Origin of the sequence: Mycolicibacterium celeriflavum (assembly GCF_010731795.1) — a bacterium.
GTDB classification, from domain to species: domain Bacteria; phylum Actinomycetota; class Actinomycetes; order Mycobacteriales; family Mycobacteriaceae; genus Mycobacterium; species Mycobacterium celeriflavum.
In genome coordinates this window covers 334,236-348,049 of the sequence record NZ_AP022591.1, presented here as the reverse complement: position 1 = coordinate 348,049, position 13,814 = coordinate 334,236, and the positions used below count along the sequence as shown (strand labels likewise).

Annotated in this window: 13 protein-coding genes; 5 read left to right on the top strand and 8 right to left on the bottom strand. The window is 68.4% G+C overall.

From position 1 onward, the window contains the following. Positions 1–11: 11 nt before the first annotated feature. Positions 12–1,592 carry an FAD-binding oxidoreductase gene (locus G6N18_RS01540; RefSeq protein ID WP_083001374.1) on the top strand — a complete coding sequence of 527 codons (1,581 nt, stop codon included), beginning with the start codon at positions 12–14 and terminating at the stop codon, positions 1,590–1,592. After that, positions 1,589–2,515 carry a diacylglycerol kinase gene (locus tag G6N18_RS01535; RefSeq protein ID WP_083001162.1) on the top strand — a complete coding sequence of 309 codons (927 nt, stop codon included), beginning with the start codon at positions 1,589–1,591 and terminating at the stop codon, positions 2,513–2,515. The genes G6N18_RS01540 and G6N18_RS01535 overlap by 4 nt, the downstream gene beginning before the upstream one ends. Positions 2,516–2,607: 92 nt before the next feature. On the opposite strand, the gene G6N18_RS01530 is transcribed toward G6N18_RS01535, so the two are convergent. The 3 genes from G6N18_RS01530 to G6N18_RS01520 all read right to left on the bottom strand — a co-directional run bounded on the left by G6N18_RS01530 (position 2,608) and on the right by G6N18_RS01520 (position 5,137). Next, positions 2,608–3,120 (bottom strand): DUF3145 domain-containing protein, encoded by a 513-nt coding sequence (locus G6N18_RS01530; protein ID WP_067225686.1) that lies wholly within the window; start codon positions 3,118–3,120, stop codon positions 2,608–2,610. A 108-nt stretch (positions 3,121–3,228) separates the two neighbouring features. Further along, positions 3,229–4,053: a serine hydrolase domain-containing protein gene (locus G6N18_RS01525; RefSeq protein WP_067225687.1), complete on the bottom strand. Its 825-nt coding sequence runs from the start codon at positions 4,051–4,053 to the stop codon at positions 3,229–3,231. A gap of 10 nt (positions 4,054–4,063) precedes the next feature. Continuing rightward, positions 4,064–5,137, bottom strand: a complete 1,074-nt coding sequence (locus G6N18_RS01520; RefSeq protein ID WP_083001163.1) for a class I SAM-dependent methyltransferase — start codon at positions 5,135–5,137, stop codon at positions 4,064–4,066. Positions 5,138–5,285: 148 nt separating this feature from the next. Here G6N18_RS01520 and G6N18_RS01515 point away from each other — a divergent pair, with 148 nt between their 5' ends. Then, positions 5,286–6,371: an S-(hydroxymethyl)mycothiol dehydrogenase gene (locus tag G6N18_RS01515; protein ID WP_083001164.1), complete on the top strand. Its 1,086-nt coding sequence runs from the start codon at positions 5,286–5,288 to the stop codon at positions 6,369–6,371. Next, entirely contained in the window at positions 6,368–6,997 is a 630-nt protein-coding gene (locus G6N18_RS01510) for an MBL fold metallo-hydrolase (protein ID WP_083001165.1), read from the top strand. Before G6N18_RS01515 ends, G6N18_RS01510 begins: the two co-directional genes overlap by 4 nt. Here G6N18_RS01510 and G6N18_RS01505 read toward each other — a convergent pair whose 3' ends face one another. Next, complete coding sequence (locus G6N18_RS01505) at positions 6,998–7,741, bottom strand: SHOCT domain-containing protein (RefSeq protein WP_083001167.1); 744 nt, start codon at positions 7,739–7,741, stop codon at positions 6,998–7,000. 138 nt (positions 7,742–7,879) lie between these two features. On the opposite strand from G6N18_RS01505, the gene G6N18_RS01500 reads away from it, so the two are divergent. Beyond that, positions 7,880–8,968, top strand: coding sequence for a class I SAM-dependent methyltransferase (locus tag G6N18_RS01500; protein WP_083001169.1), 1,089 nt, complete (start codon positions 7,880–7,882; stop codon positions 8,966–8,968). Positions 8,969–8,995: 27 nt separating this feature from the next. On the opposite strand, the gene G6N18_RS01495 is transcribed toward G6N18_RS01500, so the two are convergent. The 4 genes from G6N18_RS01495 to G6N18_RS01480 all read right to left on the bottom strand — a co-directional run bounded on the left by G6N18_RS01495 (position 8,996) and on the right by G6N18_RS01480 (position 13,705). After that, positions 8,996–10,786, bottom strand: a complete 1,791-nt coding sequence (locus tag G6N18_RS01495; protein WP_083001171.1) for an Hsp70 family protein — start codon at positions 10,784–10,786, stop codon at positions 8,996–8,998. A gap of 63 nt (positions 10,787–10,849) precedes the next feature. Further along, positions 10,850–11,935, bottom strand: a complete 1,086-nt coding sequence (locus G6N18_RS01490) for an NAD(P)H-dependent amine dehydrogenase family protein (protein ID WP_067225818.1) — start codon at positions 11,933–11,935, stop codon at positions 10,850–10,852. Positions 11,936–12,031: 96 nt separating this feature from the next. Continuing rightward, on the bottom strand, positions 12,032–13,129 hold the full coding sequence (locus G6N18_RS01485; protein WP_234806135.1) for a glycoside hydrolase family 183 protein: 1,098 nt from the start codon (positions 13,127–13,129) through the stop codon (positions 12,032–12,034). Positions 13,130–13,171: 42 nt separating this feature from the next. Continuing rightward, positions 13,172–13,705, bottom strand: a complete 534-nt coding sequence (locus tag G6N18_RS01480) for a hypothetical protein (RefSeq protein ID WP_083001173.1) — start codon at positions 13,703–13,705, stop codon at positions 13,172–13,174. Positions 13,706–13,814: the final 109 nt, after the last annotated feature.

Here is a 13,814-nt window from a genome sequence, read left to right as displayed (position 1 = left end):
TCCTGCCACCGATGAAGTGGAACGCCTGGGGCGACCCAGCGGAGGCAAAACCGCTGTCCGGCGGCATCCGCGCGCTGCTCGAGCAGGCGCTCGGAGTACAGGATTCCGCGATTCCCGAACTGCGGGCCGACGAGGTCCGGGTGCGGCCGTCGTCGCTGTCCGACGTCGACCGCGACGCGCTGACCGGCATCGTCGGGTCGGACTACTGCCGGGTCGACGACCAGGGCCGGCTGCTGCGGGCGGGCGGCAAGTCCACGCTGGACTTGTTGCGCCGCAGGGACAGCGGTGTGCAGGATGCGCCGGACGCCGTGCTGCTACCGGGCGGCGAAGAAGAGGTGGCCGCAGTCCTGCACTACTGCAGTGAGCACCGGATCGCCGTCGTCCCGTTCGGCGGCGGCACCAGCGTCGTCGGCGGTCTGGACCCCGTCCGCGGCGATTTCAGCGCAGTGGTCTCGCTGGATCTGCGCCGCCTGAACGAACTGCACTTCCTCGACGAGGTGTCCGGAGAAGCCGAACTCGGCGCGGGAATGACGGGACCGGACGCCGAACGTCTGCTGGGCGAACGCGGCTTCTCCCTCGGCCACTTCCCGCAGAGTTTCCAGTTCGCGACCATCGGCGGCTTCGCGGCAACCAGGTCGTCGGGTCAGGACTCCGCGGGTTACGGGCGGTTCAACGACATGGTCCGCGGCCTGCGGGCGGTGACCCCGGTCGGCGTGCTGGACCTCGGGCGCGCCCCGGAGTCGGCGGCGGGGCCGGATCTGCGACAGCTGCTGATCGGTTCGGAGGGCGTGCTGGGCGTCATCACCCGCGTGCGGGTGCGGGTTCATCCCGTCCCGACTGCGACACGTTACGAGGCGTGGTCGTTTCCCGATTTCGCCACCGGCGCCGATGCGCTGCGTGCCGTCGTCCAGACCGGCACCGGTCCGACGGTGATCCGGCTGTCCGACGAAGCGGAAACCGGCGTGAACCTTGCGACCACCGAGAACATCGGCGAAAAGCAGCTCACCGGAGGGTGTTTGGCGATCACGGTGTTCGAGGGCACCGAAGCGCACGTCGCCAGCAGGCATTCCGAGACACGCGCGGTGTTGGAAGCCGCCGGCGGTACGTCGCTCGGCGAGGAGCCCGCGCGGGCATGGGAGCACGGCCGGTTCGGGGCGCCGTACCTGCGCGACTCGCTGCTATCTGCCGGCGCGCTGTGCGAAACGCTGGAGACCGCGACGAACTGGTCCAACGTGCCGGCGCTGAAAGTGGCCGTCACCGAGGCGTTGACGAACGCGCTGGCCGAATCGGGCACGCCCGCGCTGGTGCTGTGCCACATTTCGCATGTGTATCCCACCGGTGCGTCGCTGTACTTCACCGTCGTCGCCGGGCAACGGGGCAATCCGATCGAGCAGTGGCGTAAGGCGAAGGCCGCCGCATCGGAAGCGATGGTGCGCACCGGGGCCACCATCACCCACCACCATGCCGTCGGCGCCGATCACCGGCCGTGGATGCGCGACGAAATCGGGGACCTCGGCGTCGCGATTCTGCGAGCCGTCAAAGACAAGCTCGACCCGGCAGGAATCCTCAACCCGGGCAAGTTGATTCCATGACGACTCAAGGTCTCGTCACGATGCTGACCAACCCCGCCTCGGGGCACGGCAGCGCGCCGCACGCGGCCGAACGCGCTGTCGCACAGTTTCATCGGCGCGGCGTGGACGTCGTCGCGATCGCAGGCACCGACGCCGAGCACGCGCGGCGACTCGTCGGGGGTGCGCTCGAACGCGGTATGGATGCGCTTGTCGTCGTCGGTGGTGACGGCATCATCTCGCTCGCGCTACAGGTGTTGGCGCAGACCGAGATACCGCTCGGCATCATTCCGGCGGGCACCGGCAACGACCACGCGCGCGAGTTCAGGATCCCCACACGCGATCCCGAGGCCGCGGCCGACGTGGTGGTCGACGGCTTGGACGACGGGATTGCCGAAACGATCGACCTCGGGCGCATCCGCGGCGCGGACGGCACCGACAAGTGGTTCGGCACGGTGATGGCCGCAGGTTTCGATTCGCTGGTCACCGACCGGACCAACCGGATGCGTTGGCCGCACGGCCGGATGCGTTACAACTTCGCGATGGTGGCCGAGCTGTCAAAGTTGCGGCTGTTGCCTTTTCGGCTGTCGTTCGACGGCGAAGAGGTGGCGACGGAGTTGACGCTGGCCGCCTTTGGCAACACCCGCAGCTACGGCGGCGGCATGCGCATCTGCCCCGACGCCGACCCGACGGACGGTCAACTCGACGTGACGATGGTTGCCTCGGCGTCGCGCACCCGGCTGATCCGGTTGTTCCCCACCGTTTTCAAGGGCACCCACGTAGATCTCGACGAGGTTCGTACAGCGCGGGCGAAGAGCATTGCGGTCGACTCCCCCGGTATCAACGCTTACGCCGACGGCGAGTTGGTGTGCCCGCTGCCGGTTGAGGTGACAGCCGTTCCCGGTGCGCTGAAGATTCTGGCGCCGCCGGTTGATCGTTCCGTGTGAATCTATGGCGGGATTTCTGCCCTTTTTTCGCCACAGATTCACACGAGAGACGACCGAGGGCTCAGCCCACTCCGCGGGCTGGATGTCATCGGCTAACCGACTCCGCGGCTGAGCCAGCTCACCTCTGCGCCTGCACCGCCGTCGCGGTACGCCTCGAGCGCCTCATCCCACGCGGTGCCCAGCACCGAGTCCAGTTCGGCGGCCAGCGTGTCGGCGCCGGAAGCCATCAGCGCGCGCAGCCGCATCTCGCCGACCACCACGTCGCCGTTGGCACTCATCGACCCGCTCCACAAACCGAGTTGAGGGGTGTGGCACCAGCGGTGGCCGTCCACGCCGGGGCTGGGATCCTCGGTCACCTCGAACCGCAGCACCGACCATGAGCGCAACGCGCTCGCCAGCGCCGCGCCGGTGCCCACCGGACCCACCCAGTTGGTGACCGCGCGCAGCTGTCCCGGCATGGCTGGCTGCGGGGTCCACTTGAGGTTTGCCCTGGCCTGAAGGGTCGACGACAACGCCCACTCGACATGTGGGCACACCGCCGCGGGTGAGGCGTGGATGTAGACCACGCCCGTCGTCGCGTCGGCGAACTGGTTCGACGCACGCATAGCTGCTCCTTCGGCTCCACGAGGGACGTCTTCCCCAAGCGGCCTCGCGGATTCCGAATTACAGCTGTGTCGTGCGTGTCTATTGTGCCCTGTGAGACGCCTGTTGCGCTAGTCTGCGCCGAATTCTCTCAGGACTTCGTCAGACAACTCCCGCCACGGCTCGTACGCCCACTCCCCGAAATCCCGGTCGGTCAGCACCACCAGCGCCAGATCGGCCTGCGGATCGGCCCACAAAAACGTCCCTGACTGGCCGAAATGCCCAAAAGTGCGGTCCGAGTTCGCGGTGCCCGTCCAGTGCGGAGACTTGCCGTCGCGGATCTCGAAGCCCAATCCCCAGTCGTTGGGTCGCTGCACGCCGAAGCCGGGTAGCACGCCGTCCAGGCCGGGGAACTGCACCGAGGTCGCCTCGGTGTGCAACTGCGCCGACACCGTGACCGGCCGCAGCAGGTCGCCGGCGAACGCCGCCAGATCGGCCACCGTCGACGTCGCGCCGTTTCCCGCGGCCGCCGCTCCGCCGTCGAGTGCGCTGTCGGTCATCGCGAGCGGTTCGAACACCGCCTCGGTCAGATACCGTCCGAACTCGATGCCGGTGGCCTTCTCGAGCGTCTCGGCGAGCACCCCGAACCCGTAGTTGGAGTAGACGCGGCGCTCCCCCGGTTCGGCCATCGTCTCCGCCGAGTGCATGGAGTAGCCGGCCGCGTGCGCGAGCAGATGACGGACGGTGGCGCCTGGCGGGCCGGCCTCGGTGTCGAGGTCGAGGGCGCCCTCCTCGACACCGACCTGCACCGCGCGGGCGGCCAGCAGCTTGGTCACCGACGCCAACGCGAACGGGTGTCGGACCTCGCCGCGTTCGGCCAGCACACCGGACGGTCCCACCACGGCGGCGGCGGCATTCGGGACAGGCCAGTCGGCTAGGGCATCCAGCGCGCTCATCGCGCCGAGCCTACTTCCGCGCGATGTAGTAGTTGTTGATCGGATCGGACTCGATCTCGCGCATCTGGACGTCGTCGAACCCCGCGTCGGCGAGCATCGACGTGGCGAGTTGATGACCCCAACAGGTGCCCAGTCCGTCGCCGTCGAGTCCCAGCGACACGCTCATGCAGTGCATCGTCGAAACCGTGTAGAGGTACGTGGCCAACGGCACGCCGACGTTGTCCTCCAGCCGGCTCGACGCCTTGATGTCGACCATGAGCAGGTATCCGCCGGGCCGTAGCGCGCGGTGGATGTTCGCCAACACCGCAGCCGGCGCCGCCTGGTCGTGGATGGCGTCGAAAACCGTGATCACGTCGTACCTTTCGGCCATGTCGAGGGCGGCTACGTCGGCGGCGACGAAGGTGGCGTTGGTCAGGCCGAGCCGAGCCGCCTCGGCACGCCCGACGCCCAGCCCCTCGTCGGAGAAGTCGATTCCGGTGAACCGGCTGGCCGGGAAGGCCTGCGCCATCACGTTGATGGCATGGCCGCTGCCACAGCCGATGTCGGCGACGTCGGCACCCTCATGCAACAACTGCGGCAGTCCGTCGGCCATCGGGAGGATGACGTCGACCAGCGCGGCGTCGAACACCTCACCGCTCTCCTCGGCCATCAGTGTGTGGAACCGCGGATATTCGCTGTAGGACAGCCCGCCGCCGGTTCGGAAACAGCCGATGATCTTCTGTTCGACCTCGGCCAGCAGCGGGATGAACTGCGCCACCCGCGCGAGGTTGTCCGGGCCGGCGGCGCGGGTGAGCACCGCGGCGCGGTGGCGTGGCAGGGCGTAGGTGTCCGTCGCGGCGTCATAGTCGACGACCCGTGCCGCGACGGCCCCGCCCAGCCATTCGCGTACATAGCGTTCGTTGAGTCCGGCGGCGTCGGCGATCTGGGCGCTGGTGGCCGGCGGTAGTTCGGCCAGCGTGTCCCACAACGAGGTCTGGTGTCCGATGGACAACAGCAGGGCCAGGCTGGCGCTGTCGATCGCGTCGACCATCCGCCCGGCGAATTCTTCGGTGGAGTCGGCGGCGGTGTTCTCGAGTGTGGTCATGATCCGATCAACGGTATGCGCGCCACGTCGGTTCAATGCACCGATTCGTCGACTCGGCGTCGTGCCACGATCGCGAGTGTCCCTCGGCCTATCCGGACACACGTATGGACACTATTCCAATCCGCGCGCGACCCATTAGGTTGGACGCATGAGCCAAACAGTTCGCGGAGTGATCTCACGGAAGAAAGGCGAGCCCGTCGAGGTCGTGGATGTGGTGATTCCCGACCCCGGCCTCGGCGAAGTCGTCGTCGACGTCACGGCGTGCGGGGTATGCCACACCGACCTGACCTACCGGGAAGGCGGCATCAACGACGAGTTCCCGTTCCTGCTCGGCCACGAGGCTGCAGGGACCGTCGAAACCGTCGGCGCCGGTGTGACCAACGTCGAACCCGGTGACTTCGTGATCCTGAACTGGCGCGCCGTGTGCGGCCAGTGCCGAGCCTGCAAGCGCGGCCGTCCGCATCTGTGCTTCGACACGCACAACGCCGCGCAGAAGATGACGCTCACCGACGGCACAGAGTTGACGCCTGCGCTCGGAATCGGCGCGTTCGCCGACAAGACTCTGGTGCACGAGGGCCAGTGCACCAAGGTCGACCCCGAGGCCGACCCCGCGGTGGCCGGACTGCTGGGCTGCGGCGTGATGGCCGGTCTGGGCGCAGCAGTCAACACCGGCGCGGTGGGCCGCGACGACACCGTCGCGGTCATCGGCTGCGGCGGGGTCGGCGATGCGGCCATCGCGGGTGCGCGACTGGTCGGCGCCAAGCGGATCATCGCCGTCGACACTGACAACAAGAAGCTCGACTGGGCCCGCGATTTCGGCGCCACCCACACCGTCAACGCGCGCGAACTGGACCCGGTGCAGACCATTCAGGACCTCACCGACGGTTTCGGCGCCGACGTGGTGATCGACGCGGTCGGCCGACCGGAGACCTGGAAGCAGGCGTTCTACGCCCGCGATCTGGCGGGAACCGTTGTGCTGGTGGGCGTTCCGACGCCGGACATGACGCTGGAGATGCCGCTGATCGACTTCTTCTCTCGAGGCGGCTCGCTGAAGTCCTCGTGGTACGGCGACTGTCTACCCGAACGGGACTTTCCGACCTTGATCAGCCTCTATCTGCAGGGGCGACTGCCGCTGGAGCGCTTCGTCACCGAACGCATCGGCATCGACGACGTCGAGGAGGCGTTCGGAAAAATGCATGGCGGTCAGGTGCTGCGGTCGGTGGTGATCCTGTGAACGGTGGACCGATCGCACGGGTGGTCACCCACGGGACCTTCGAACTCGACGGTGGCAGTTGGGAAGTCGACAACAACATCTGGGTCGTCGGCGACGACTCCGAGGTGGTGGTGTTCGACGCGGCGCATGACGCGGGACCGATTGTCAACGCCGTCGGCGGCAGGCACGTCGTGGCGGTCGTCTGCACGCACGGCCACAACGACCATGTGACGGTCGCGCCCGAGCTGGGCGAAGCGCTGGACGCCCCGGTGCTGTTGCATCCGGCCGACGATATGCTGTGGCGAATGACGCACCCCGACAGCGACTTTCGCACTGCTTCGGACGGTGACACGCTGCGGGTGGCCGGCACCGAGTTGCGCGCCCTGCACACCCCCGGCCACTCGCCGGGATCGGTGTGCTGGCATGCGCCCGAGCTGAACGCGGTGTTCTCCGGAGACACCCTGTTCCAGGGCGGGCCTGGTGCGACGGGGCGGTCCTTCTCGGACTTCCCGACGATCCTCGAGTCGATCTCGGGCCGGCTGGGCAAGCTGCCAGGCGATACCGTCGTCTACACCGGCCACGGCGATTCCACCACCATCGGCGACGAGATCGTGCACTACGACGAGTGGGTGGCCCGGGGCCACTAACTAGTCATCGAGGATTCGGCGCTTCTCGGCCTGGAACTCCGCCTCGGTGAGCGCACCCGAATCCCGAAGTGCGGCCAGCTGCTTCAACTGCTCGAGCCGCACCCCCTGGTCGTTCGGCTGGAAAGCGGAGGTCGGTGTCGACACGGCGTGCAGCGCCTGCGGTCCGTCGGCGCTGAGCATCTCGTGCGGCGCCAGCGGTCGCGCCGCCTTGCCGGCGCGCGCCGACCAGACCAGGGCGACGATGAGTTCGAGCACCCCGAGCGCGATCAGGCCGCCGAACACCCAGAGCAGCCAGCTGTAGGCACTGCCGTGGCCGAAGGCCAGTCGCGGGTTGATGTACCCGGCCACGTCGCCGTCTGTTGCGACGCGGTAGGTGCCCGCTTCGGCCACCTCGACCAGCCACACCCGCACGTGCGTGTCGCTGTTGACTGTTGTTGTCCCGCCGATGTTTTCGGTCACCACCGGGTCGGCGACACCGTCGGGCGACTCGATGTCGATGCTGATCTCGGGAATCGGGAAGCTGCTCGTCGGCTGGCCGGTGATCATGGTGTGGAAGCTGACGGTCACCTCGCCGGCCGGCAACTCGATGCTGCCGGTTCCCGGAATCGGCACCTCACCGTAGGCGTCGAACTCGTCGAACACGAACGCGTTGAGTACCAGCGTGACGATGAAACCGACGAGGGAGACCAGCAGGGTCAGCGCGGAGACGACAACGGCGATGCGCGGGGCGACCCTTCCGCTCATGGCCAGAGTGTGACACGGCCGGGCGGCGGGCGGTGGCCTTGACGTGGATCGGTCCACACCTTCGGCGGCGTCAATTCCGAACGGGGACTACCGTCGTAAGCGACCGAATCTGTTGTCCGCCACGTCCGGGAGGTCGCATTGCCCGAGTCCAGCATCGTCGTGCGGCCGGAGCCGATGGAGAGCGGGTCCTACACCGCCGGCTCGCGGCTGCAGGCCGCCGGACTGCAGGCCGCGATCAAGCTCTTCGAGGAAGCGGCCGCCGCCGTGCCGGTCCCGCGCCCTCCGCAGCCGTTCGTCATCGCCGACTACGGCGCCTCCACCGGCCATAACTCTCTGCTGCCGATCTGTGCGGCATTAGCGGTGCTGCGCAAGCGGACCCGCACCGACCACTCCACGCTCGTCGTGCACACCGACGTGCCGGAGAACGACTTCACCGAATTGTTCCGGACGCTCGCCGAGGATCCGGATACCTATCTGAGCAAGGACGCGGCGACCTTCGCTTCGGCGATCGGTCGGTCGTTCTACTCCCAGATCATGCCGTCGAGCAGCGTCAATCTCGGGTGGAGTTCGTGGGCGGTGCATTGGCTCAGCCGTGTCCCCGCGCCGATCCCCGACCATGTCCACGTCGCCTACAGCCGCGACGAGAGCGTGCGCACCGCATATGCCAGGCAGGCCGCCCAGGATTGGCAGGAGTTCATTGCGTTCCGCGGCCGAGAGTTGCGTCGCGGCGGTCGTCTGGTGGTGATGACAACGGCGGTCGACGACGGCGGCGAGATCGGGTACAGCCCGCTGCTCGGCGCATTGGTCGACACGATCGACGAACTCGCCGCCGAGCGGCTGTTGACCCCGGATGAGGTGTACCGGATGGGCATTCCGATCGTCGGCCGCAGTGAGTCGGATTTCCTGGCGCCGTTCGCGCCGAAAGGCCGCTTCGAACAGCTCGAGATCGAGCACCTCGAAATCTTCGACGCCGGGGACCGCTTCTGGCAGCAGTACCAAGTCGACGGCAACGCAGACGCTTTCGGAGCGCAGTGGGCGTCGTTCTGCCGGGCCGCGGTGTTCCCGACGTTGGTGAGCGCACTCGACGGCGGTGCCACCGAACCTCGCTCGGCCGAGGTCGTCGACCGTCTGGAGGCGGGGCTCGCGGCCCGGCTCGCCGCGGCGCCCGAGAAAACCCAGATCCCGATGGCGCACCTGGTGTTGACGAAACGGCCCAGGGCCCACTGATCATCTGCAGCTCGACGCCCGTTGCCGTTACGGCGCGGGTTGTCCCGGCAGTTGCGGAGCCGGCACCCAGGGCAGCCCCGGGATGGTCGGGTACGGCGCGGTGGGAGTCCACGCCGGCGGCTGCGTCGTCGGAGGCGGCTGCGTCGTGGTGGGCGGCGGCGGTGCCGTCGTCGGTGGCGGCGCCGTCGTCGGTGGCGGCGCGGACGTGGTGGGCGGCGGCTCGGGTGACGGCGGCGGTGGCTCGGATACTGGCGGCGCTTCGGTGACGGTCCGCGTCCGCGGCGGGGGCGGCTGGTAGATGGTCTGCGGCGGCGCCTGCGTCGCGGGTGCCGGTTCGGCGGAGCTGGCCGGCGGTGGCGGCGTGGCGGTCACGGGAGGCGCGGTGGTCGACGCGGGCGCGGGAGCGGACTCGTCGCCGCTCATCACCCACAACACCGCGGCCGCCAGCGCTGCCAGCACCACGACGACGCCCGCAGCAAGCGGAACGGCCGGGTTTCGGTACCACGGCGCCCGCCGAGGAGGCAGGTCGTCCCAGGACTCGTCGCCGAACTGCAGCTGTGGCCGCACACCGGCGGCGCCCACGGGCTCCGGCGCATAGTCGTTAGGGTCGGTGGCGGCCACCTCGGGCACCTCGTCGGCGTCCGACCACGCCAACGCGCCGAAGGCGCTCGACTGCGGCGACATCTCGTCGGGCGCCGCGTCGGCCTCGGGCGCCATGGCGGTCGCCGCGCCGGCCGCAGCGGCGGCCCCGGGCGCCGCAGCCATCGCGGTCATCCCCTCTTCGACGGTGCCCCGGACGGCTGCCAGCCCGCCGCCCACCGCCGCGGTCAACTCCGGCTGGGCCGTCGTGATGACGGGCACCCGGAATCGCTCCGACAGCGTCGTGGTGATGACGGGGATGCGCGCCCCGCCACCGACCGATGCCACCGCGGAAAGCTCCCGGACTCCGTTGCGTTCCAACATGTCCGCAAGCACGTCGGCGAAGGCGGCGACCGGTGCGCGCAGAAGCTCGTCGAGTTCGGTGCGGGTCAGCCGCACGTCGCTTTGGTGTCCGGGCAGGTCGGCCACCAGCGAGGTGAACGCGGCGGTGGACAGCCGTTCCTTGGCGCCGCGGCACTGCGCGCGCAACCGCGCGAGCGATCCGATCGCCGAGGTGCCGGACAGGTCGATGGCGCCGGCCGTGGACAGGTCGTCGAGGACGTGGGTCAACAGCGCCTGGTCCACCAGGTCGCCGGACAGGTCGGTGTGACGCACGGTCTCGGCGACCGGCGAATAGCCGTTGCCCGCGTCGACCAGGGTGATGCTGGTGCCGGTGCCGCCGAAGTCGCAGAGCGCGATGACGCCGCGCGCGGGCAGGCCAGGCTCGTCCTGAAGCGCGGTCAGTGCCGCGACGCTGTCGGAGACGACGGGCGCCGGCTGCGGTCGGTGGAATTCGGGGGTCGCGGTCAACGCCCCACGCAGCGCGTCGACCGACGCGGGCCGCCAGTGCGCCGGATGCGTCACCGCGACCGGGCCGACGGGCCGGCGCCCACCCCCGACCGCGTACAGCATCGCCCGCAGCGCGTCCGCGAGCACGACCTCGGCGCGGTGAGTCGACCCGTCGGCGGCGACGATGTCGACCGGATCGCCGACGCGGTCCACGAAATCGGTCAGGATGAGGCCGCGCTCGTTGAGGTTGGGGTTTTGGCCGGGCACGCCGACCTCCGGCGGCCGGTGCGCGAAACGCGTCAACACCGGCGACCGCGTCAGCGCGGACCGGCCCACCACGACGGCCGCCAGGTTGGTGGCACCAACCGACAGCCCGACCCCGTCAGCCATCACTCCTCGTCTCGATGAAAAACCCCATCGGGTTCCATCTCAGCAGATCGGCTTGGCGTTACTTCAGCGGATGGTGCCTGCGCCCGGAATCAGCGGTAGGTCGAGCGCGGTCACCCAGCCCGGCGAGAGGTCATTGACCGCGGGCACCGCGTTGAGCGCGCGCAGGCCCGTCGCCAGGCAACCGGCCGCGGCCGCATCGCGACCGGAGCCGTCGGTGAACCGGAACGCGGTCTCCTGGAAGATGCTGGGCGTGCCCTCGATGTCGACGCGGTAGACATCGTTCTCGTTGCCCGAGGGCCAGTCGGGCGCCGCGTCGTTGCCGATCCGGTTCACATGCTCGAGTTGGATCCGGGTCTCGCCCCGGTACACGCCGTTGATCGTGAATCGCACGGCGGCGACGTTGCCGGGCGCGATGGTTCCCTTGGCGGTCTTGCGTTCGGTCGGTGTCACCCACTTGTCCCATGTCGTGGTGATCTCGTCGAGCATGATGCCCGCCGCGTGTGCGATCATCGGAACCGTTGCGCCCCAGGCGAACACAAGGATGTCGGGATTCTCCAGAAGCGGCCGGTACTCGGGCGGTTTGCCGATGCCCATCTCACGGTCGTAGTCACCGGAGTAGTTGGTGTAGTCGAGCAACTCGGAGGCGCGCACCTTGCGCACCTGCGAGCACAGACCCATCAGCGTCATCGGGAACAGGTCGTTGGCGAACCCGGGGTCGATGCCGGTGGTGAAGCACGACGACTCGCCGAGCTCGCACGCCGCGGTGATCGGCTCGATCCAGTTCGGCGGGTTCAGGTGCATGGTCGGCCAGATCCACGGTGTCATCGCGGTCGAGCAGACATCGATCCCGGCCCGCAGGAATCGGGTGATCAGCGCGATGTTGTCCTCGGCGTGGTTGGCCGTCGGGCCGTAATGCACCAACGCATCGGGTTTCACCGCGATCAACGCGTCGACGTCGTCGGTCGCGGTGATCCCGAGCGGTTCACTCAACGCGCAGATCTCACCGACGTCGCGGCCAACTTTTTCCGGGTCGCTCACCCCAACACCGGCCAACTCGAACAACGGGTGCGCGACGATTTCGGGGATCACCATCTTGCCCACGAAACCGGTGCCCCAGACCACTACGCGTTTAGCGCCAGCTTCCTTCACCACAGTTCGACGGTCATCCTTCCACTCGGCCCCGGCCTACACCATAAGTGGGTGCGTGGCGTTTCAGCCGCCGAACAGACGCAAAAGCCCTCGAATTCAAAGGATTTCGGGACCATTTGCGTCTGCTTGCGCTCGACGGGAGGTGTCGCGCAGCCCGACCTTGAATTGCATTGCGCGATAGGGCCAGCCGGACGCGGTGTGCCATTGCGACACCACCAGCCCGACGCCGCCGTCGATGTCGAAGCGCGACCCCGGCAGCAGGTAACCGCCGTACAGCTGAGCGACGCGGCTGTCGAAATGGTCCTCGGCGTCCCACGCCGATCCGACGACCGGCATCTGGATCGGCGTGGTGTGCATGTTCGCCACGGGCGAGGCCACCACCCGGTAGCCGAGTGCGTACTTCGACGCGAGAAAGCCGCCCAGCACCCACTTGTCCCGCCCGATACGACGAAACGCCAGCTCGCCCCACCTCTCACCGGCCGGCGTGACAGGGGTCGCGGAAGTCCCCCACGCCCACCGGCCCTCCGCGAAGCCCCAACTGCGATAGCGGGTCCGGTCCCCGATGTGTTCGGGGCGCACCCGCATCAAGACGATGCCCTTGTCTCGCTGAAAGCCGGTGGCCGCCACGTAGACCCAGCCGTCGTCCGGATCGAAATCCCATGCCCAGCACTGTGCGTGCCCGTTGTGCAGGTCGGCGGGGAACTTGGCCTTCTCGCCCAGGTGTGTCCAGGTGACACCGCTGTCGGGCGAGCGCCAGATCTCGGTCCAGACGACCGCGCCGAAGCCGCGGTTGACGATGACGTGCAGATACATCGAATCGCCGACGGTCAGTAGATCCGAGGGGATCACGGTGCTGATACCGCTGCCGCGCCATCCGGTGCCCGCATCGTCGTGCACGTAGTGCCACAACTGCCTCGCGTAGTCGGGATCGCTGCCGCCCGCGCGCTCGTAGACGATTTCATGGTCGGCGTCGCCGGTGCCGATCAGCACGACCGGCGAGCGCCAATCACCCTGCCCCACCTTGCGACCCGAGAACGTGTCCCCGAACACCGACACCAGCTTGCCGTTCGGCGCGATCACCGATGCGCCGAGGTCGGTGCAGGTGACGCCCCATCGGTCGGTGAGTCCCGGACCGGTCAGGTCGACGGCCTTGCCGTTGAGGAGCGGCAGGCGGGCCCGTCGGGTGGGGCGCAGGCGGTGGCCGGCTGCCCGGCCGATCGACGGATTGTCGGGCACCTAGAAGCAGCGCCGAAGACCGCCGGGCTCACAGATCAGCGGATACGGCGTGACGGGAATGGCCAGCGGTTCCTTGTACGTCAGGGTCATCGGTATCTCGACCATCCCGGGCTGCTCGCCGCAGACCTCGCCGTGGATGACCTTGAGGGTGCCCACGAGCGTGATCCCGTCGAACGCATAGATCTCCTTCTGCAGCTCCTCGCTGCCGTCCGGGCACTTGCGGACCGAGTTGAAGGTGTTCGCCTGGAATGTCCACTGGCCGCCGATCTGGACGGCTTCGGCGCCGCCGCGGCCCTTCGGTGTCACCTTCAGCCGGCACGCGACGGGAAGGATCAGCGGTTCGCGCAGGTCGCCGACGGTCGGGACGCAGATCGGATAGATCTCCCACGTGGTCTCCGCCTGCCCGACGATCCTCACGGTGTAAATACCCTCCGGCGTGCCGGGGTGCTTGACGTCACCCTGGCCATGCGCGACGCCCGCGGCGCCGAACACCGCGCCGAGGATGAGCGCGGCGACGCCCAGAGTCCGTGTCATCGTGTTCCTCAACGTGGTCCCTTTCCGACGTCAGCGGTGTACTGAGTATTTCAGTGTGCACAACGGCTCGTCACGGCTTTGCCCAGTCCCGGGTTTCGCCCACCAGCGC

Bases quoted from the DNA above. Each gene is read 5' to 3' on its own strand.
- G6N18_RS01480 (WP_083001173.1), bottom strand. From the start codon at position 13,705: ATGACACGGACTCTGGGCGTCGCCGCGCTCATCCTCGGCGCGGTGTTC.
- G6N18_RS01505 (WP_083001167.1), bottom strand. From the start codon at position 7,741: ATGAGCGGAAGGGTCGCCCCGCGCATCGCCGTTGTCGTCTCCGCGCTG.
- G6N18_RS01530 (WP_067225686.1), bottom strand. From the start codon at position 3,120: ATGCGTGCGTCGAACCAGTTCGCCGACGCGACGACGGGCGTGGTCTAC.
- G6N18_RS01520 (WP_083001163.1), bottom strand. From the start codon at position 5,137: ATGACCACACTCGAGAACACCGCCGCCGACTCCACCGAAGAATTCGCC.
- G6N18_RS01540 (WP_083001374.1), top strand. From the start codon at position 12: ATGAAGTGGAACGCCTGGGGCGACCCAGCGGAGGCAAAACCGCTGTCC.
- G6N18_RS01515 (WP_083001164.1), top strand. From the start codon at position 5,286: ATGAGCCAAACAGTTCGCGGAGTGATCTCACGGAAGAAAGGCGAGCCC.
- G6N18_RS01525 (WP_067225687.1), bottom strand. From the start codon at position 4,053: ATGAGCGCGCTGGATGCCCTAGCCGACTGGCCTGTCCCGAATGCCGCC.
- G6N18_RS01535 (WP_083001162.1), top strand. From the start codon at position 1,589: ATGACGACTCAAGGTCTCGTCACGATGCTGACCAACCCCGCCTCGGGG.
- G6N18_RS01495 (WP_083001171.1), bottom strand. From the start codon at position 10,786: ATGGCTGACGGGGTCGGGCTGTCGGTTGGTGCCACCAACCTGGCGGCC.